Origin of the sequence: Burkholderia sp. E168m15, assembly GCF_016586105.1 — a bacterium.
In the GTDB taxonomy this organism is placed as follows: domain Bacteria; phylum Pseudomonadota; class Gammaproteobacteria; order Burkholderiales; family Burkholderiaceae; genus Burkholderia; species Burkholderia orbicola.
In genome coordinates this window covers 36,881-56,560 of record NZ_BCPO01000101.1, presented here as the reverse complement: position 1 = coordinate 56,560, position 19,680 = coordinate 36,881, and the positions used below count along the sequence as shown (strand labels likewise).

The following is a 19,680-nucleotide window of genomic DNA, read 5'->3' as shown; positions in this document are numbered from 1 at the left end:
CAGGTCGAGCACCACACGCCCGGCCGTCGCGACTTTCGCCGCCAGCGCATACCAGTCGCGCAACTGGCATGCATGTTGCGTTTTCCCGAGCGCCGTCAGGAATCACATGAACGCATGGAGACACGCTTGTCCAAGATCGAATCGGTTCTTCACGAAACCCGTCAGTTCGCGCCGCCCGCGGCGCTCGAGAAGACGGCGACCATTTCCGGCATGCCGGCCTACCGCGCGCTCGTCGCCGAGGCCGAGCAGGATTACGAAGGCTTCTGGGCGCGCCTCGCGCGCGAAGGCCTTACGTGGCACAAGCCGTTCACCAAGGTGCTCGACGAGCGCAACGCGCCGTTCTACACATGGTTCGACGACGGCGAGCTGAACGCGTCGTACAACTGCCTCGACCGCCACGTCGAAGCCGGCAACGGCGAGCGCGTCGCGGTGATCTTCGAGGCCGACGACGGCACCGTCACCCGCGTCACCTATGCCGATCTCCTCGCGCGCGTGTCGCGCTTCGCCAATGCGCTGAAGAAACGCGGGATCGGCAAGGGCGATCGCGTCGTCATCTACATTCCGATGTCGATCGAAGGCATCGTCGCGATGCAGGCCTGCGCGCGCATCGGCGCGACCCACTCGGTCGTGTTCGGTGGCTTCTCCGCGAAATCGCTGAACGAGCGGCTCGTCGACGTCGGCGCGGTCGCGCTGATCACCGCCGACGAACAGGCGCGCGGCGGCAAGACGCTGCCGCTCAAGAGCATCGCCGACGAGGCGATCGCGCTGGGCGGCTGCGAAGCGGTCAAAAGCGTGATCGTCTATCGCCGCACCGGCGGCAAGATCGACTGGCATGCGGAGCGCGACCTATGGATGCATGAGCTGACCGACGGCGAATCCGACCGCTGCGAGCCGACCTGGGTCGGCGCCGAGCATCCGCTGTTCATCCTGTATACGTCGGGCTCGACCGGCAAGCCGAAGGGCGTGCAGCACAGCACGGGCGGCTACCTGCTGTGGGCCGCGCAGACGATGAAGTGGACCTTCGACTGGAAACCCGACGACGTGTTCTGGTGCACGGCCGACATCGGCTGGGTCACGGGCCACACGTACATCACCTACGGCCCGCTCGCGTGCGGCGGCACGCAGGTCGTGTTCGAGGGCGTGCCGACGTATCCGGACGCCGGCCGCTTCTGGAAGATGATCGGCGATCACAAGGTCACCGTGTTCTACACCGCGCCGACCGCGATCCGGTCGCTGATCAAGGCGGCCGAAGCCGACGACAAGGTCCATCCGAAGAGCTATGACCTGTCGAGCCTGCGCATCATCGGCACGGTCGGCGAGCCGATCAACCCGGAAGCGTGGATGTGGTACCACAAGCACGTCGGCCACGAGCGCTGCCCGATCGTCGACACGTGGTGGCAGACCGAAACCGGCGGCCACATGATCACGCCGCTGCCGGGCGCGACGCCGACCGTGCCGGGCTCGTGCACGCTGCCGCTGCCGGGCATCACGGCCGCGGTGGTCGACGAGACCGGGCAGGACGTGCCGAACGGGCAAGGCGGCATTCTGGTCGTCAAGCGCCCGTGGCCCGCGATGATCCGCACGATCTGGGGCGACCCGGAGCGTTTCAAGAAAAGCTATTACCCGGAAGAACTCGGCGGCACGCTCTATCTGGCCGGCGACGGCACCGTGCGCGACAAGGAGACCGGCTACTTCACGATCATGGGCCGGATCGACGACGTGCTGAACGTGTCGGGCCACCGGCTGGGCACGATGGAGATCGAGTCGGCGCTGGTGTCGCATGAACTGGTGGCCGAGGCGGCGGTGGTCGGCCGTCCGGACGACACGACCGGCGAAGCGGTGGTCGCATTCGTCGTGCTGAAGCGCTCGCGCCCGGAAGGCGACGAAGCGGCGGCGCTCGCGAAGACGCTGCGCGACTGGGTCGGCAAGCAGATCGGGCCGATCGCGAAGCCGAAGGACATCCGCTTCGGCGACAACCTGCCGAAGACCCGCTCGGGCAAGATCATGCGGCGCCTGTTGCGCTCGCTCGCGAAGGGCGAGGCGATCACGCAGGATACGTCTACGCTCGAGAATCCGGCCATCCTCGAGCAGTTGAACCGCTCGATGTAACGCCGCCCGCCACGGCGGGCGGACCGCTTCACCACGGCGCCGCAGCACGGCCGCCTGCCCGCCTCTCACACCGGGCGCGCAGCCGCGTTGCAGCGCCGTCGACAAGCATCGCCGTGCGGTCCCCGACGGCACGGCATGCAGGCGGCTCGTAACGCTTCCGCCATTGCATTGTTAATTAGTCGTACGTATTACAACACTCACAAAACGGAGACAGACGATGAAGAGCAGGACATGGACGATGTGCGCGGCGCTGCTCGGCGCGGCCGCCAGCACGAGCAGCTTCGCGCAGAGCAGCGTCACGCTGTACGGCGATCTCGACGCCGCATTGCTCTATACGAACCGATCGCTCGATTCGGCCACCGGCGGCAACGCCGGACGCCAGTTCGCGCTAACGGACACGGGCATGACGCCGACCAACTTCGGCATCACGGGCACCGAGGATCTCGGCGGCGGGCTGCACGCGAGATTCAAGCTGGAAAGCGGCTTCAACATCACGGACGGCGCGTTCGGCCATTCGAACGGCAACTTCTTCGGCCGCCAGGCGTGGGTCGGGATCGACGGCGGCTTCGGCGAAACGAAGGTCGGCCTGCAGTTCTCGCCGTTCGTGCTGGCGATCCTCGGATCGGACCCGCGCAACGTCTCGCACTTCGGCGCCGCGCTGGTGCCGTATGTGGACAACGTGCTCGTCACCGGCCTCTTCAACCCGAACGCGATTTCGTATACGAGCCCGACGATCGCCGGACTGACGGCCAGCGCGATGTTCGGCTTCGGCGGCAAGGCCGGCGACTTCCAGGCGGGGCGCCAGTATTCCGGCAGCCTCACCTATACGAACGGCGGTTTCATGCTCAACGCGGCGCTCTACGACGGCAACGGCGGCACGTCGCCGACGCCGGTTGCGAGCACGGTCGCGTTCGTCGGCCGCACGATCGGCGCCGGCTACACGTTCGGGCCGGTGACCGGCAAGGCATCGTTCACGAGCTACAAGGTCGCCGGCTCGTTCAGCAACAACGTGTATAGCGCCGGCCTCGACTATCGCGTCACGCCGGCCCTCGACCTGAACACCGGCGCGTGGTACACGACCGACCGCAACGATTCGCACAATCATTCGCTGCTGGCCGCGATCGGCGCCGACTACAGCCTGTCGAAGCGAACCGGGCTGTATGCGCAGGTCGGCGTGGTCAACAACCACGGCGCGATGAATACCGGCCTCGGCATCACCGGCGGCGCGCTGTACGGGTTGCCGGGCACGACGGTCGGCGTCAATGCCGGCATCCACCACGTGTTCTGACGCAGCGCCTGCGGACGGGCGGCCGCGACAGGCCGCCCGTCCGGCTCCGCATCGCCGCGCAGCCGCCCCGGAAACGTCGCGCAAACGTGGTGCGAACGCGCCCTTGCCCGGCGCCGCTCCGGCCCTCCGGCACGCGGATCTCGATGTTTACCCGACCTCAAGTCCGCGGCCGTGCGGCCGTCAAGTCAGGAACGCACGCCCAACATCCGCCGGGAACCCGACGCGCGTGCCCTCAAGGAGACCCACCAACGTGAACTTCTTCGGAATCGGCCGCGGCCGCCGTTCATCGCGCGCGCTCGTCGGCGACATCGCCGAGCAGGCCGGCAAGCTCGGCATCGAGATCTGCGACGTGTCGGGCCACGTCGAGGAAGTCGCGGCGCGTGTCGCCCGGCAGGCGGAGGTGTGCCACACGCTGCGCGAATCGGCCGCCCTCACGCTGCGCGGCAACCACCGGATCGCCGAGGCCGCGCAGCAGGTGCGCGACGTCAGCGCCAATGCGTCGAATGCGGTGCAGCAGTCGCAGCAGACGATCGAGGCATCGCTCGCGGACATTCACGGCCTTGTCGAGGGCGTCACCACGATCAGCGACCAGATGGGCGCGCTGCGCGATGCGCTCGACCACGTGCGGACCGTCTCCGAGGAGATCTCCGTCATCGCGCGCCAGACCCACCTGCTCGCGCTGAACGCCGCGATCGAGGCCGCGCGCGCCGGCGAGTCGGGTCGCAGCTTCGCGGTCGTCGCGGCCGAGGTCAAGAACCTGTCCGCGAAGACCGGGCAGGCAACGGCCCAGATCGAGACGACGCTCGCACGGCTCGCCGAGCAGACCGAGCACCTGCTCGCGGAAGGCACCGACAATGCCGCCCGCGCGCATCGCGTGCGCGAGGGCACGCGCACGATCGGCGAGGTCGTGCACGCGACCGGCCACGCGATCACCGAGCTGGCCGGCGAGGCCGAACAGATCGCGTCGCTGACGGACGAGATCGAGGCGCAGTGCCACCGTCTCGACGAGCAGGTGGGCGAGATGGCATCCGGCGTCGAGAACTCGGCCGACAATTTCTCGCAGGCCAAGGACCGGCTCGGCAATCTGCTCTCCGTCTCCGAGACGCTGATCGAGCTCACCGCCGCGACCGGCATCGAATCGCCCGACACGCGCCTGATCGACACCGCGCGAAGCACGGCCGCCGCAATCAGCAAACTCTTCGAGGACGCGGTCGGCCGCGGCGACATCACGCTCGACGCGCTCTTCGACACGCACTACGAACCGATTCCCGGCACCGACCCGCAGCAGTTCATGACGCGCTTCACGGCGTTTACCGATCGCGTGCTGCCCGCCATCCAGGAGCCGGTGCTCGACGTCGACGCACGCGTCGTCTATTGCGCGAGCTTCGACCGGCAGTGCTACCTGCCGACCCACAACCGCAAGTTCTCGCTGCCTCAGCGCTCGGACGCCGCGTGGAATGCGGCAAATTGCCGGAACCGCCGGATCTACACGGACCGCACGGCGCGCATGTCCGTGGCGCATGACAAGCCGTTCCTGTTGCAGACCTATCGGCGCGACATGGGCAACGGCCAGTTCGCGCTGATGAAGGACGTGTCCGCGCCGATCGTCGTCGGCGGACGGTCATGGGGTGTACTGCGGATCGGCTACAGCGTTTGAACCGGCGCGCGCGGGCCGCGCGCCTTACTGTTCCAGCCCCACGCCCAGCGGCCGCTGGTCGCTGCGGCCGTGATCGTCGACCACCCGCACCGTATAGCTGCCGGCCGTGCGCGGCTGCCAGAACAGCGCATCGCCCGGCGCGCTGCGGCCGACGTACGCGTCGTTGACGAACCAGTACAGCGCATGCGCGCTCGCATCGGCGGTCGCGTTGAACGCGATACGCGTTTCGTCGGTGCTTTTCACGCGCATCGCATACGTACTGCCGCGCAGCGGCGACGTGATGCGCGGCGGGTCGCCTTCGACCTGCCCGGCATCGCGACACGCCGCATTCTGCGGCGGCCGCCGGCGCGGAATGCCGGCCTGCGCGAACACCTGCTGCAAATCCGACGGCCAGAACTCGAAGACTTCCGTATGCGTGCGCTTGCCGTCGTACGGCGGGCACGCGGCCTGCCCCGTCGCGTCGTCGATCACGACGGGCCGGTGCACGGTGCTCACGCGGATCGGCGACGTGCCTGGAATGAACCACGTCCAGCCCTGCTGCGGACACCACTCGTTCGGCAGGTCGCCGCTCGCGAGACAGACCCGCACGCGCTTCAGGTTCGGCGGCACCGCGCGCGGCGGCTCGACGAGCGTACGTTCCGCATTCATCGCATCGACGCCCTGAAAGAACAGCGGCGCGGCCGCATCGACACCGACGAACGCGGTATTGGTCGAATTGTCGAAGTTGCCGACCCACACGACCAGCACGTACGGGCCGAACACGCCGGCCGTCCACGCATCGCGGAACGACCATGACGTGCCGGTCTTCCAGTACACGGGCACGCTCGACGGCTGCGCGCCGCTCGTCTCGTCGGGGCGCAGGTGCTGGCGCAGCATGTCCATCGTCATGTAGCTCGCTTCGGTGCTCAGCAGGCGTCGGCCGGGCAGCGCCGGTTCGTCCGCGCGCAGCCGCAGCGGCCGGAACTCGCCGCGATTCGCGAGCATCGCGTAGAGCGCCGCGAGATCCTGCATCGTCACTTCGCCGCCGCCGAGCACGAGCGCGAGCCCGTAGTGCTGCGCGCTCGCGAGCCGGCGCACGCCGGCGTCCTGCAGGAACCGGTACAGGTCCGGCGACTTGAGCTGCGATGCGACCCACACGGCCGGCACGTTGCGGCTGCGGTTCAGCGCGTCGGTCGCCGTGATCGGCCCGAGGAAATGACCGTCGAAATTCTCCGGCGCGTAAGGGCCGAACGAAGTCGGCACGTCGCGCAGCACGGTCTGCGGATGCAGCACGCCCTGGTCGAAGCCGAGCGCATAGATGAACGGCTTGAGCGTCGAGCCCGGCGAGCGCCGCGCGAGCGTGCCATTCACCTGCCCGTCGATCGTCCGGTCGAAGAAGTTCGCGGAGCCGACCAGCGCCTTCACGCCCATGTCGCGCGTATCGACGAGGATGGCCGCTGCGTTGCGCACACCCCGCGTATCGTTGCGCGCGACGTAGCGTGAAATCTGCCGTTCGAGCGTGCGTTGCAGGTCGAGATCGAGCGTCGTCACGAGCCGCGCGCCGCCATCGCTGCCGTCATCGCGATCGCCATCGGCCGCCGTGGCGCCCGACGTCGTTCGCCACGCGCTGCGCGCGGCGAGCGCCTGGTCGACCGCATGCGGCGCATCGAACGGCAACGCGGACAGCGGCCGCATCGCGAGCGGCAACGCGAACAACGGCGCGAGCGACGCATCGCGCGGATGCTTCGTCAGCCAGCGCGCATACAGCCGGTTGCGCGACGCGGCCAGCGCGCGGTTGATCGCGTCCTGCCCGCCGCGCACGCGCCGCGCCGGGTCCTGCGGAATCACCGCGAGCGCGAGCGCTTCGGGCAGCGTCAGCGCGTCGGGCATCCGGTCGAAATAGACGACGCTCGCGGTGCCCGCGCCTTCGACGTTGCGGCCGTACGGTGCGTCGTTCAGATACGCTTCGAGAATCTGCCGCTTCGAGTAGAACAGTTCGAGTTGCACCGCACGCGCGACCTGCTCGAGCTTGCCGGCCGGCGTGCGCGTGTTCAGCTTCCACAGCGAGCGCGCGAGCTGCATCGTCAGCGTCGAGCCGCCCTGCGGATTGCCGCCGCGCACATAGGTGATCCATGCGCCGCGCAAGAGCCCGTACGGATTGAAACCCGGATGCCACCGGAACCACCGGTCCTCGTGCAGCATCACGGCTTCGACGAGCTGCGGCGACATCCGGTCGAGCGGCACCCACAGCCGGTAGCGGTCGTCCTTCGCGAGCGTCAGGCGCAGCAGCCGGCCCTGCGCGTCGGTCACCGCGACGGACGACGGTTTCCAGTCGCGCAGCGGCGGATGCGGCCACAGCCGGCACGCGGCCAGCGCGCCGAACACGAGCAACGCGCCCCCAAGCCAGTTCTGCCAGCGATGCAGCCAGCGGCCGGCGGAGTGCAGCGCGCGCCGGAGCAGGGATGCGTCAGCCACGCGCGGCCGCTCCCGGCGACGTGCAACGCGAAGGAAACCGCCTCGTCATCGCACACGCTCCACCGTCAGTGCCGTGCCGCCCGGCGCCTGCGCCTGCACGCGGCGGTCGTACATCGATTCGCCGTAGGCCGGCGGCGCAACGAAGCGGCCCGCGTTGCTCGCCTTGATCCGGTAGACGAACTCGCGCACGTCGGTCGTCGCGGTGCCGTAGATCACCACGCGATCCTCGCGGATATCGGCGAACTGCGGCTGCCACGTCGAGCCCTTCACGCCGATCGGCGAATGCCACGGCGCATCGGCCACCGGCGCCGACGCACTGCCGTCGCCGTTGCCGTCCCCCTCCTGCGTATCGGTCGCGGGGGGCGGCGCGATCACCGGATCGAAGCCGCCCGGCAGCAGGTCGACGATCGCGACGTTGCCGACGTTCGCCGAACCGGTCGCACGGATCTTCAGGTGCACGTCGATCTCCTGGCCGAGCGCGATCCTCGCGAGCGGCTTGCCGTCGGTATCCGTGTAGTCGCGCACGATCTCCAGCCCGTTCCTGATCGCCTTCGTCGACGTGCCGCGGTCGTAGCCCGACTGGCTCGCGACCCACCACGCCGGCAACGTGCTGCCGTTCACGAAGTCGACCCGCGACGCGCCGGCCGCCCACGTGCCCGAGCGCACGAGGTTCGCCTGGATCGACGATACGTCCTTCGGCGCGGCGCCCGCGCGCACTTCGTTGATCGCAAGCTGGTCGAGCTGGCCCACGTTCGATGCCGCATACGCGTCGAGCGCGAGAATCGTCATCGCCGACGACAGCGTGTTGTAGCGGTTGTCGACGAGCGGCGCGGCGAGGTTGTCCATCGCGCGCGGCGACAGCTTGCGCACGCGCTCCGGGAAGTGCTTCGCGAGCAGGTACAGCACGCTCGCGTCGCGCGTCAGCGGGTCGATGTAGTAGCCGGTCGAATAGTCGCCGTCGGACGCGCGCTTGCGTTCGAGCAATGCCTGCGGGCCCGCGATCAGCGCGGCGGCTTCCTTGTCCTGCTTGAGCAACTGATACGACGCGGCGAGCCACGCGGCCGCGAGATCATTGCGCCAGTCGTTCGGATAGGCCGCCTGCAACCGCTTCTGCACGGCCGCGAGGCTGTTGGTCGTCACGTTGCCCTGGCGCGTCAGCAGGTACACCGCGTATGCGCGCTGCCGTAGCAGATCGAGCGAGCCGAGCGAGTCGTTCGCGGCGAGCCGCTGCAAGTACGCGTTGCCCGCGTCGAGCATGTCCTTCGGCACCGCGACGCCGCGATCTCGCGCGTCGAGCAGCACGTGCATCGCATACGCGGACACGAACGGATCGGCATCGGGCGTCGCGCTCCACAGGCCGAAGCCGCCCTGCGCGTTCTGCCGGCTGCGCAGCACGCCGACGAACTGCGCGATCGCGCTCGCATTGGCCGCATCGGCGCCGGCCTCGGGCGCATGCATCGCGCTCGTCAGCGCGCGCACCGACAGCCATTTCGCCGCGAACATGCGTGGCACGGCCGCGCTCACCATCTGCTCGCTGCAAGCGTGCTCGAAGTTGACGAGATACGACGACAGCCCTTCGGACAGCACCAGCGGCGCGGTCGAGATACTCGCGTCGCGCGACGCGTATGCGTCGTACATCGACCGCAGGTTCGGCACGCCGGCCTTCTTGCCCGGGTCGAGCCGCGCGATGTCGAGCTGCGTGCGGAACGCGGCGGCCGGCCGCACCGACACGTCGACACGCTGCTGCGCGCCCTTCGCGCCGTAGCGCGCGCCGAACGACAGCGCGCCCGAGCCGAGCGTGTCGGTCACCTTCACGCGGAACAGCGCGACGCCTTCGTGCTGCGGCGCGAGCGCGACGTTCTGCGTCGCCGGCCCGATCACCTGCAACTGCGGGCCCGTCTTCAGCGTGACCGCGACCGGCACCGGCTGGTTGCCGACGCCCGTCAGGTTGTTCGCGACGCCGACGCTGACGTCGGCCTCGTCACCCGGCGCGAGCGTCGTCGGCACGTTCGGCGACAGCACGAAATCGCCGCGCACCGTCGTCGCGCCTTCGAACGTGCCGACCAGATCCGGCGACACCGACACGGCCATCACGCGCAACTTCCCGTTGAAGTAGTCGGGCACCGTGTAGCTCAGCCGCGTGTCGCCGTTCACGTCGACGATCCCCGACCAGTAGACGACCGGCTTGTCGCGCTTGCGCTTGAACGGATTCAGCTGGCGGCCGATCGCGTCGTCGGCGTCGCCGCCGGGCGCGGCCATCGCCATCAGCTTCTCGAAGTCCGGCAGGATCAGGTCGAGGATCTGCGACGTGCCGACTTCGAGCATCCGCTTGCGGAAGAAGAACTTCAGCGGATCGCCGAGCTTGTAGCGCGCGACCTGCAGGATGCCCTCGTCGACCGCGAACACGACGACCTTCGCGGGCTTCGCCGAATGCACGGTGAAGTTGACGGTATCGCCCGGCTTCACGAGCGCCGGCGCGTCGACGCTCACCGCGTTGCGGCGCGCGTCGAGGTTCACCGAGAATGGCACGACGCCGTAGCTCAGCGGGCTCATGAAGATCTCGTCCGACGACGGATCGCGGATGTACTGCACGTTGATGTAGCCGTTGCCTTCGAAGCCGGCCGGCACCGTGATGTGCTGGATAGAACTCGTCGTGTCCGCATGGAACCACGCATGTGCATACACCTTGTCGCGCTCGATCGTGATCAGGCCGCTACCCGCATACGGCGCACGGATCGCGATCTCGACCTGCTCGCCCGGCTTGAAGTCGTGCTTCGCGAGACTCACCTGAAGCTCCGCGTTGCGGTCGAGCGAACGCGTGACGTTCGCGGCGCCCGTGACCGAATACTCGATCCGGTTCACCGCCGCGCCATCCGCGCGGCGGATCACGAGCGCATAGCTGCCCGGTTTGTCGGTGCGCAGCGCGTAGTCGAGCCCGGCTGCGGGAATCGACAGCGGCTTCTCGTCGACCGGCACTTCCTTCAGCCGCGAATCGTACTTGTATGCACCGGAATCCTGCTTGGTCAGCACCGACACGTAACGCTGCTCGACGAGCTGCGCGCGCAGGTCCTTCACGTCGATCGCCTTCGCGCGGGGGTCGATCGCGACGAGCCGCACCGTGCGCGGGCTGCCGCGCTTCACGTAGCCGAGATCGTCGACCGACTTGTAGCCGACGAGCCAGTCGTTGTTCGACACGAGCGTCTGCGCGTTCGCGGCGACGTTGCGCCCGCCTTCCGCTTCGTATGCCTTCGCCTGGAAGTAGAGCTGATAGGTCGCGTCCGCGTACTTGTCGAGATCGAGATCGAACTCGGCATGGCCCTTGTCGTCGGTCGTGCCGTCCTGCAACGTGGTCGTATAGCCCTCCTTCGCGCGGCGTGCGTCGAAGAAGTGATACCCCTGCCAGCTGCGGAACGACGGCCACACGGGACGCAGCGTCAGCGTCGCCGCGACGCGGCGCTTCTCGGCCGGCGTGCCGAACAGGTTCTGCGCATCGACGAGGCCCTTCAGCCCCTTCGGCTTCACCCACCCTTCGACGACCTGCTGCGACAGCTTCGCGTCGACCTTCATCCGGTCGGGCAGGAATTCCTTCACCTGCACCGTCGTGCTGCCGATCGGCTCGGCACCCGGCTGGCCGTCCTTGACGATATACAGGTTGACCGTCCACGTTCCGGTCGGCGCCGTTTCGGCGGTCGTGTAGCCGAGCTCGGTGAAACCCGTCGCGTCGACGGTTACCGGCTTACGCTCGACGGTCATCCCGCGCGGGTCGACGATCTCCGCCTGCAGCGGCACGCCGGCCGGGCTGCGCGCCCAGTTGGCCGCGCGCACGATCAGGCCGATGTGGAACGGATCGCCGGGCCGGTACAGCCCGCGATCCGAGAACAGGTACGCGGACAATTGCCCCTGGCCCGTCGCGTTGCGCTCGCCGTCGACGTCGAAGCGCGAGAAGTCGAGCTGGCGGTCGCGGCCGGCCACCGGCAGGAACGACAGATCGGTGTCCTTCTTCACGACGTACAGCTGCGGACGCTTCTCGCGGTCGAGCCCCTTGAACGCGGGGAAATGCACGACGCCGTCGGTGCTCGTGGTCTGTGTGAACAGCGCCTGGCCGTTCACCGCGAGCACCGATACGGTTGCGCCCGCAACCGGGCGGCCCGTGCGGATCGACTGGATGAATACGTCCTGGCTGCCATCCAGCGCCTTCTTGACCAGCATCCCGAGATCGGTCACGACGATCAGGCGCGTGTCGCCGAGCGCGTTGTCGCCGTCGTCGCCGTTGCCGCTGCTGTCGCCGGAATCGGCGTTGTCGGACTGATCCTGGCTGCCGTCATCCGATGCCGAATCACTGCCCTTCGCGTCGTCGGCTTTCTTCTTCTCGGCCGCCGGATCGTACTTCGACAGATGCAGCAGGAACACGCCGCGCTTGCCGTCCTTCAGGTACTGGCCGAGGTCGATGCCTTCGTAATGTGCACGGCCGGGATCGCCGGCCGGGAACGCGCGGGTCTGCACGAAGCGCTCGACGATGTGATCCTCGCTGAACGAATACGACAGCTCGGGCCGCGCGTACGTGCCGTTGTTGAAGCTCACGAGATGCTGGATCTGGTCGGGCAGCACGCGGCCGATCTCGACCTTCATGCCCGGCAGGTTGCGCGACACGACCGACAGCCGCTTGCTGCCGCTCATCGACAGCAGCGAGCCGTCGGCCATGAAGCGCAGCAGCTTCGGATAGTCGGGCACCGTGAAGGCGTTCGTCACCGGCGCGCCGAGCCGGTAGCCGCCGGTCGATTTCAGGTCGCCCTCGAAGCGCACGACGACGCGCTCGCCCGGCGTCGCGTGGTACTTGAAGCTCTGCAGCGTCGCGAAGTCGTTCTCGGTCGGCACGACGTCGAGCGGCAGCGGCTTCGACTGCTTCAGCACCGCGTCGCTGATGTCGGCCACGTTCCATTCGTACGGCGGATCGTCGTCCGCCTGCTCGACACCCGGCTTGCGCTTCGGCAACACCCACGCCTTCGCGCGTGCGGCCAGGTCGGCGCCGCGCACGCCGTCGGAGGTTTCCGCGACGAGCACCTGCTCGGGCTCGTAGCGCTCGTTGTCGACCAGCGTCGGCGCGATATTGCCGATCGACAGGCTGTACAGCCCCGGCACGCCGACCGACGCATGCAGCACGTCCGGCGTGCCGTTGCCGCCGCGCGCGCTCTTCACGCCCTTGTCGACGTCGAGCCGCACCGCGAGCGGATCGCGCGGAATCTCGAGCGGCTGCGAGTGGACCCACGCGCTCGTCTTCATCTTGTCGTAGTTGACCGTGTAGCGCAGCGGCGACACGGTCTTGCCGTCGCGGCCGACCAGCACGAGGTCGATGCGCTTCTCGAACTCGGCCGGATCGACCGGGTAGTTGAAGCGCAACTGCAGCAGCGCCTGCTTCTCCGCCGGATTGTCGGGGTTCTGGTAGAACTGGTTGTCGCCGAACGTCGCGGCGAACGCCGGCACGTCGAACGCGAAACGGTCGTCGTGCATCGTCACCTGCGGCGCGAACACGCGATGCACGGCGAAGCGCACCTCGACGTGCGCGCCGACCGGCCAGTCGGCCACCGGCGTGAAGCGCAGCGTCTTGTCGTCGGCCCACTCCCACGCGCCCTTCAGCGCCGGCGTCATCTCGATGCCGTCACCGGCCGGCTTGCCGACCTGCTCGATCGGCGCGGCCGATTGCGAGAACGCCACTTCCAGCGGGTGCACGGTGATCTTCGGCTTGTCGGCATCGTCGACCTCGTAGGTCGTGATCGCCGGCGCCTTCACGGTGAAGCCGACGGTTTCAGGCTCGGGCGGCTTCGGGCGATGCTTGAACCAGTAGCCGCCGTAACCGAGCGCAGCCGCGAGCAGCACGAGGCCGCCGGCATGCCACGGACGGCGGCGCACGGCCGCGGCGGTGACGCCCATCCATGCGGGCGCCGTCCACGACACGTCGCCGACCAGCGGCCGCAACGCACAGCCGAGCAGCCACCAGACGAAGCCCGCCACGCGAATCGGCAGGAGCAGCAGGAAGCGCAGCAAATCCATTTTGTTATTTCCTTGTCAAGGACATGCTGCCCCAGCGGCAACCTTCCCCGAATCGTTTTGGGTCTGTGACGGCGCGGCCCGGTTGCGCCGTGAATACTTGGTATGTTCGACCGGATGCTGGGCGCCATTATCGATCAGACCCGAAACGATGGAAACAGCGGTGTGCCGGCGCGCAACGCCGGCCGACGACCGGTCGGTCGGGCGGATTTCCACGGGTTCCCGGGTCCACCGCCCGATCTCTGCACATGGCGGCGCCGCGTTCGCTAGAATGCCCGGCTCGGCAGGATCGAATCGAATTGACGTCCCCCTCTCCCTAAAGGGAGAGGATTCCCACACCTGGCGATGCACGTCCGCATCGGAGAATGTTCAGCGCAGCGTTGATATCACGATCATGCTCGACACCACAGTCACTGCAGGCCCATTCTCTTACTCGCAGTCCCGCGATACCTTTCGGCCGCGTCGTGCTGTCTTTCGACCCGCACGCCGAACAGGACTGGGTAGAACCGCTTTCGTCGACTTCCTCGAACGTCGCTCCGTGCGCGATCGCTTTGTAGCGGAGCGTGTTTCGGAAGGACGACCAGGACGCGTCGTAGACGCTTTTCGCCATCCTGGTTCTGGCAAGTTTTGCGGCCGACACGTTGCCGACCGCGATGTAATCGAAATGCCGCACCAGATCGAGCGCGAGCTTGTGCTGGAAATCGGCGCGGGCATTGGCGATCTTTGCGTGCAGCTTCGCGATATGCCGCTTGTGCTTTCGCGCCCGTTGCGCTTTCGCCAGCTTCTCGGCCGCTCGTCGACCGAACTGGTCATTGGGCAGCTTCTCGCCGGTCGAAAGTGTGGCGAAGTCTTTCAGGCCGAGATCGATGCCCACACCGGAACGAACCGGGCGGGCCTGCACATCGGGCATCTCGATCACGATGTTGAGGAACCAGTTGCCGCGTGCATCCTGCGCAAAGTTGGTCCCGTCCTTGATCTTGCCTTCGGGAAGCGGTCGACTGTTGAACACGCGAAACGTGTTGCCGGCGAAACGGAACGCGTCCCCCTCGCGCTTCAGGTCACGCCCCTTCAGCGGCACCCAGCCGAGCGACTTCCTGCCGCGATAACGCAGGTAAGGGCGTCGGCGCTGACTGCGCGACTTCGCATATTGCTCGCACGTCGCGTTGATCGTGCCGGAGTGAATACCGAGTTCCTTGCTGCTCCCCGTCGTCAGCACGTTCAGGTCGAATCCCGTCGGCCACTTCTTGCCCCACTTGAGCGCATGCTTCTGCGTGTCGTTGCAGAAGTTCCAGACGTAGTTCACCGCGCGGCTCTGCTTGTTAAGCAGTCCGTTGAGCGACTTCACGCGGTAGCGATAGACAAGAATCATGCCGGCCATTTTAACGGTGGAATGCCGCTGGCAAACAGCAGCGCTCCTTTCCTCCCCGCCCTGAAGGACGGGGAGGAAAGGAGCAACTGATGAAAGGAAACCGCTTGAAACTCCCGTTCGAATGGCAGATCGGGCTGCGCTACGCGCGCGGCGGCCGGCGCTCGGCCGGCGACGGCTTCGTGTCGTTCATCGCCGGCGCCGCGATGGCCGGCATCGCGCTCGGCGTGGCCGCGCTGATCGTCGTGCTGTCGGTGATGAACGGCTTTCGCACCGAGGTGCGCGACCGGATGCTGTCGGTGCTCGCGCACGTGGAAATCTTCTCGCCGTCCGGCGCGATGCCCGACTGGCGGCTGACCGCGCACGAATCGTTACAGAATGCGGCGGTGCGTGCCGTCGCGCCCTATGTCGACGCACAGGCGCTGCTGACGAACGCGGGCAATGTGACGGGCGTCGCGTTGCGCGGCATCGATCCCGTGCTCGAGCCGCGCGTGTCCGAGATCGCGCGCAAGCTGAAGACCGGACGCCTCGACGCGCTCGTGCCGGGCGAGATGGGCATCGTGCTCGGCGCCGCGCTCGCCGATACGCTGCACGTGAAGATCGGCGACCGCATCACGTTCTTCGCGCCCGGCAACACCGCGCGCTTGGGCGACGCGCTGCCGCGGTTCCGCCAGTTCAACGTGGTCGGTACGTTCGAGTCGGGCCACTACCAGTACGACAGCGCGCTCGCGTACATCCATATCCGCGACGCACAGCAACTGTCCAACGTGAACGCGCCGACCGGCATCCGGCTGCGCATCGACGATCTGCAGCGCGCGCCGGAAATCGCGCTGGCGCTGTCGCGCACGCTGTCGGGCAATCTGTACCTGCGCGACTGGACGCGGCAGAACCGCACGTGGTTCGAAGCCGAGCGGCTGCAGAAACGGATGCTGTCGCTGATCCTGATGCTGATCGTCGCGGTCGCCGCGTTCAACCTCGTGTCGTCGCTCGTGATGACGGTCACGCAGAAGCAGGGCGACATCGCGATCCTGCGCACGCTCGGCGCGCCGCCCCGCTCGATCATGAAGATCTTCGCGATCCAGGGGATGACGATCGGCCTCGCCGGCACGCTGGCGGGCGTTGCGCTCGGCTGCGCGATCGCGGTGAGCATCCCGGTGGTGCTGCCGGCGGTCGAGCAGTTGCTCGGCATCCGCTTCCTGACGCCGTCCGTGTATTTCCTCAGCGCACTGCCGTCGAAGCTGTCGGCGCTCGACGTGATCGAGATCGCGTCGGCCGCGTTCCTGATGTCGTGCGTCGCGACGCTGTACCCGAGCTGGCGCGCCGCGCGGGTGCGCCCGGCCGAGGCGCTGCGCGACGAGTAGGCGCAATCGGCGCGATTGGCACGAATGGCGCGGCGTTACGCGATCTCGTGGAAGCCGACGCTGTTGCCGCCGTCCGGCGTGTAGCCGGCGAGCACGTCGAAGCCGACGTTGACGAGTTCCGTGCGCATGCCGTAGGACTTGTTGCCGGATGAATCGACGAAGATCGCCGCGCCCGACGATAGCTGGCGCGCGGCGTCCAGCAACGCGAGCGTGCCGCGCGCGGTGCCGGCCGACGGCTCGATCGTCAGCGTCGTGCCGTCCTGCGTGGTGAAGTGCCCGCCGGGCGCCACGGGCGGCGGGTTCTCCGCGACCGACCGGTTGAGCAGGCTCATGAAGTGAAAGCGCGTGTCGGCGGCCTGGCTCGCCGCCGCGCGATCGCTGTCCGTGAACGTGTCGCCTCGCACGGCCGCACCCTGCGCGGCGATATCGACGGCCTGCTCGTGAAAATCGCGCGTCGCGAGCACGAGGCCGGCGTTCGAATTCAGCGTCGACTCGATCCATGCGCGATCGCTGTCCGTCATCGTCTTCGACACGACCTTGATCCGGCCGGCGTCGGTCGCGAAGTCGAACTGCGCATCGGCCAGATCCGGGCGCTTCGCGACGATGTCCTGCAGGCTCGTCGCAAGCGCGTCGGTCACGCCGCGCAGCTTCATCGACAGGTCGCCCACCATCGACAATTGTTTCGTCATCGCCGCCTGCTGCGCTTGCGGATCGATTGCCCGGATTCTGATCGGTTCGTCTTGCGGTGCGCCGGACGCCGTCGTGTCCGTCGTCTGGCGCCCGTCGAGCGCCGCCTGTGCCATTTGTGCGAGCGTAAGGCCGCCCGCCGCCGTGACCGTAATCGTCATTGCCCTCTCTCTCGTTTTAAGCGTGTTTTTCATTGTTTACGGACGGATTGCCGGGAAGTTGAGCGCGCATGTCACACACGCGTCGAAACTTTGTTTGACTCGAACTAAAAAAGTTTGACACGGACATTTCACTGAGATAACTTTTGCGCAAGCTTCCGGAAAGCAATCCGGCCAGCGTGCCGACTCGCGTCGCGCTTTCCTGCCGTTGCAGCACCGCCGTTCGCAACATTCCCGCCTCATCGCATCGCGCCGTTCCGTTTCATCCGAAACCTGAAGGAAGCCCGGGCATGCCCGCATTTGATTCGCAGTCCTGCATTCGCAGCGAACCGCCGCACTGACGATTTCCGTTCGGGGCGATCACTCGCCTCGACGCCGGCCGGATGCACGCCGCCTGACGCGCGCCGGCACCGGGCGAGACGCTCATCCATCTCGCCCGCCGTTTTTGATGGTGCAGTTCCGCTTCATCCGACGCAGCACCCGGCCAGGCCGCAGGGGGCGTATCGCGAGCCGGCCGGTTCCAGACAAACACAAGAGACGAGGTCGATTCAATGAACATTCATCGAACCGGAGTGCGGCGCGCATGGCTGCCCGCGCTCGTGGCGGCCGCGACGCTCGCCGCGTGCGGCGGCGACGACGGCGGCAGCGTGGCGGGCGTGTCAGCGCTCGCGCAGGGCCAACAGGAGGGAGCCGCCGCCGCGGCCGATACAGCCGGTGCGCCATCGCTCGCGTCGCGCTTTTCGCCGTCGGGCGTGCCGTACGCGAATCCGGCCAGCAGCGGACGCTACAAGCCGGTGATCAGCAACGGCCAGGTGCAGCCATCGCTGTCGGGCGGCACGATCGAGGAAAACGCGTGGGTCGACACGCCGGTCGATTCCGACGGCGACGGCACGCGCGACCGCATCCACGTGCGCATCGTGCGGCCGTCCGAAACTGCAAACGGCGCGCGCACCCCCGTCATCGTGCTCGCGAGCCCGTATTACGCGGGGCTCGCCGACAGTCCCGACCACGACGTCGACGTCGAACTCGACGGCACGCCGCATCCGGCCGCGACCGCCGGTGCCGCGGCATCGGCATCCACCCGCATCCTGGCCGCCGCGCCGCAATCGCGGATGCTGCAGCAGGTCGAGGCGGCCGCCGCCGGCCGCTCGTGGATCGAAAGCTACTTCGTGCCGCGCGGCTTCACGATCGTCTACGCGGATTCGCTCGGCACCGCCGGCTCGGACGGCTGCCCGACGATCCTGACGCGCGACGAATCGGTGGCGATGGCGTCGGTGATCCGCTGGCTCGGGCGCGACGCGACCGCGAAGGACGCGAACGGCAAGACGGTCGTCGCCAACTGGTCGACCGGCCACGTCGGCATGTACGGCGTGTCGTACGACGGCACGCTGCCGAAGATGGTCGCGAGCCTGCGCACGCGCGGGCTCGACGCGATCGTGCCGATCGCCGGGCTGTCGAACATGTACGGCTACTACCGCTCGGGCGGCCTCGTGCGTGCGCCGGAAGGCTATCAGGGCGAGGATGTCGACGTGTACATCAAGGCGCTGCTGACCAACGCGCATCCGGAGCGCTGCACGCACCTGATCGACGAAGCGCTGCAGCAGGAAGACCGCAAGACCGGCGACTATTCGCCGTTCTGGGCCGCGCGCGACATCCCGACCGCGTTCGCGGTCGCGCCGGCGCTCGTCGCGCAGGGTCTCACCGACGACAACGTGCGCGTCGACCAGTCGACGTCGTGGTATCTGGCGATGCGACGTCAGGGCGTGCCGACCCAGCTGTGGCTGCATCGGCTGAAGCACACCGATCCGACCCGCGTGCCGGGAATGGCCGACGCGTGGACCGCGGAGGTGAACCGCTGGTTCACGCGCTACCTGATCGGCTTCGACAACGGCGTCGAGCACGATCCGCGCGCGGTGGTCGCGCAGGCGGACGGCACGCTGCTGAAGGAAGCGGACTGGGCCGCGCGCCACGCGACGCCGGTCACGTACTTCGCGGGCGGCGACGGCGCGAGCACCGGCACGCTGCTGCGGCTGCCGAGCGGCGGCCCGCTCGCGCGCTTCACCGACGATGCGCGCATTCCGGCGCTCACGCTGGCGAACACGCCGACCGGCGAAAACCGCAGCCGCTTCGAGACGGCCCCGCTGACGGCCGCGGCACGCCTGTCCGGCGCCGCGACCGCACGCGTCAGGCTGACCTTCACGGGCGTCGCGAACGTGACGGCCTTGCTGGTCGACCGCGCGCCGGACGGCACGGCGACGATCGTCACGCGCGCATGGACCGACCCGCGCAACCGGCTGTCCGAGTGGGTGTCGCAACCGGTGCTGCCCGGCATGCCGTACGACCTGAAGCTGACCTTCATGCCGCGCGACTACAAGCTGGAAGCCGGCCACCGGCTCGGGCTCGTCGTCCTCTCCAGCGACTACGAGGCGACGCTGCGGCCGACGCCCGGCACCGGGCTGACGCTCGATCCGGCCGGCACGTCGGTGACGGTGCCGCTGGCTTCGCCGTCGACGGGCGCGTAGTCGTGCGCCGGCGGCCGTCGTAGCGGCGGCGCC

The 19,680-nt window shown here is 68.0% G+C and carries 9 protein-coding genes; 5 read left to right on the top strand and 4 right to left on the bottom strand.

What is annotated here, in order from left to right; translation table 11 throughout:
• The first annotated feature begins 126 nt into the window (after positions 1-126).
• From acs to JMF86_RS16785, 3 genes are all read left to right on the top strand, one after another.
• Positions 127-2,109, top strand: coding sequence for an acetate--CoA ligase (gene acs / locus JMF86_RS16795; protein ID WP_041489468.1), 1,983 nt, complete (start codon positions 127-129; stop codon positions 2,107-2,109).
• A 217-nt stretch (positions 2,110-2,326) separates the two neighbouring features.
• Positions 2,327-3,397 carry a porin gene (locus JMF86_RS16790; protein WP_011547054.1) on the top strand — a complete coding sequence of 357 codons (1,071 nt, stop codon included), beginning with the start codon at positions 2,327-2,329 and terminating at the stop codon, positions 3,395-3,397.
• 250 nt (positions 3,398-3,647) lie between these two features.
• The gene (locus JMF86_RS16785) at positions 3,648-5,054 is read left to right on the top strand and encodes a methyl-accepting chemotaxis protein (protein WP_011694827.1); all 1,407 of its coding nucleotides are present in this window, start codon (positions 3,648-3,650) and stop codon (positions 5,052-5,054) included.
• A gap of 24 nt (positions 5,055-5,078) precedes the next feature.
• Here the strand turns inward: JMF86_RS16785 and pbpC are convergent, their stop codons facing one another.
• The 3 genes from pbpC to JMF86_RS16770 all read right to left on the bottom strand — a co-directional run bounded on the left by pbpC (position 5,079) and on the right by JMF86_RS16770 (position 14,922).
• Positions 5,079-7,508, bottom strand: a complete 2,430-nt coding sequence (gene pbpC / locus JMF86_RS16780; protein WP_011694828.1) for a penicillin-binding protein 1C — start codon at positions 7,506-7,508, stop codon at positions 5,079-5,081.
• A 45-nt stretch (positions 7,509-7,553) separates the two neighbouring features.
• Positions 7,554-13,556 carry an alpha-2-macroglobulin gene (locus JMF86_RS16775; RefSeq protein WP_011547051.1) on the bottom strand — a complete coding sequence of 2,001 codons (6,003 nt, stop codon included), beginning with the start codon at positions 13,554-13,556 and terminating at the stop codon, positions 7,554-7,556.
• 313 nt (positions 13,557-13,869) lie between these two features.
• On the bottom strand, positions 13,870-14,922 hold the full coding sequence (locus JMF86_RS16770; RefSeq protein ID WP_041489668.1) for an RNA-guided endonuclease TnpB family protein: 1,053 nt from the start codon (positions 14,920-14,922) through the stop codon (positions 13,870-13,872).
• 89 nt (positions 14,923-15,011) lie between these two features.
• On the opposite strand from JMF86_RS16770, the gene JMF86_RS16765 reads away from it, so the two are divergent.
• Positions 15,012-16,280 (top strand): lipoprotein-releasing ABC transporter permease subunit, encoded by a 1,269-nt coding sequence (locus JMF86_RS16765; RefSeq protein WP_011547048.1) that lies wholly within the window; start codon positions 15,012-15,014, stop codon positions 16,278-16,280.
• A 35-nt stretch (positions 16,281-16,315) separates the two neighbouring features.
• On the opposite strand, the gene JMF86_RS16760 is transcribed toward JMF86_RS16765, so the two are convergent.
• Entirely contained in the window at positions 16,316-17,128 is an 813-nt protein-coding gene (locus JMF86_RS16760) for a hypothetical protein (RefSeq protein ID WP_227745924.1), read from the bottom strand.
• 548 nt (positions 17,129-17,676) lie between these two features.
• Between JMF86_RS16760 and JMF86_RS16755 the strand changes: the two genes are divergently transcribed.
• Positions 17,677-19,647, top strand: coding sequence for a Xaa-Pro dipeptidyl-peptidase (locus JMF86_RS16755; RefSeq protein WP_011694830.1), 1,971 nt, complete (start codon positions 17,677-17,679; stop codon positions 19,645-19,647).
• Positions 19,648-19,680 lie beyond the last annotated feature (33 nt).